General features: G+C 55.2%; 1 protein-coding gene. It reads right to left on the minus strand.

All coding sequences use genetic code 11. The annotated features are described in order from the left end of the window. Positions 1–1,344 (minus strand): sensor domain-containing diguanylate cyclase (locus tag ACRC1E_RS07380; protein WP_438514461.1); only part of this gene is annotated, 1,344 nt, incomplete at both ends.

A 1,344-nucleotide genomic window follows, 5' to 3' on the forward strand; every position in this document is an offset into this window, starting at 1 on the left:
GGTAACGCAAGCTGGCAGCCAGCGCCAGTTCGAGACGATCCAGCATCAAGCGCCGGTTAGGCAGTTGCGTCAGCGGATCGTAAAAGGCCAGTTGTTCGATTTTATCTGCCGCTGCCTTGTACTCGGTCATATCCCAGCAAAAACCGATATAGCCGAGAAACTGCTCCTTGCTATCGTAACGCGGGCTAGCCTCATCCAGCACCCAGCGATACCGGCCATCGGCATCAAGCAGGCGGTACTCGCGCTTAAAGGCCTTGCGTTCGACAAAAGCGAGCTTGCCACACTGTATGCACGCCTCCCTGTCCTCGGGATGCACCCCCTCCAGCCAGCCCGTACCCAGCTCCTGCTTTGGCCCTCGCCCGGTAAAGATAAACCAGGGCTCGTTAAAATAATTGGCACACTGCGCCTGATCCGAAGTCCAGATCAGCGCACTGCCACTATTGGCCAGCGTACGAAAATGCTTTTCGCTGTCACGCAAGCGGGTTTCGGCCTGCTTGCGTTCAGTAATATCATGCGCGACACCAAGCACGCCCAGTACGGCATGGTCAGGTGCCAGCATAGGCGTCTTAGTCGTTTCGAACAGGCCGTAATATCCATCACCAGCAAAGGTCAGCCACTCCTCATTCGAGCTGGACTTACCCGCTTCAATTGCCGCTCGGTCTTTATGCCGGAAAAAATCAGCCTGCTCCTGACTGACAAAATCGTAATCCGTCTTGCCGATAATATCGGTTTCTGATGCGCCAAATAGACGCTCGAATGCCGTATTACAGGCAAGGTAACACCCATTTTCATCCTTAAGCCAGATCGGATCAGGGATCGTTGTCAGTACGACCCGTAAACGGGAGCGTTCGAAATCGAGCTGACGATATGGTGCAGTCACGCCGGCAACGTAGATGGCGCGATAGACCATGATATAGGCGGCCGCCTTGTAGACGTGGCCCAAAAGATTGAATAAATCGGTTACATCGCTGTAAAGCGTAAAAAACAGCTCGGCCAGAGCCTGTATCCAGGCGGCGGCTGCCAGAACCTGCGCTTCTACGTTAGCGCGCCGCTGACCCCGACGAAACAGCAGTATGGCCGCCACGGCATAAAGTACAGCCAGCAGATACTCGCTAACAACTTTGAATCCGGTCAGCCCTTGCCCGGCGATAAAAGTCCGCGGCAACCACTCGGCATGCCAGAATCCTATCCACCACACCGCCAGCGCAAGCGTAAGGGCAAGCACAAGAGCGGAATAACAACGCATTGGCGACCAGTCTTGCACCGGACGTAGCGCGATGTACAGCAAGACAATGGCAGCCACCAAGCGGCCAGCCAGCCAGAAATTAATCGCCTTTTCCGGAC

The sequence above is a fragment of the Craterilacuibacter sp. genome (assembly GCF_051659485.1).
Classification (GTDB): domain Bacteria; phylum Pseudomonadota; class Gammaproteobacteria; order Burkholderiales; family Chromobacteriaceae; genus Craterilacuibacter.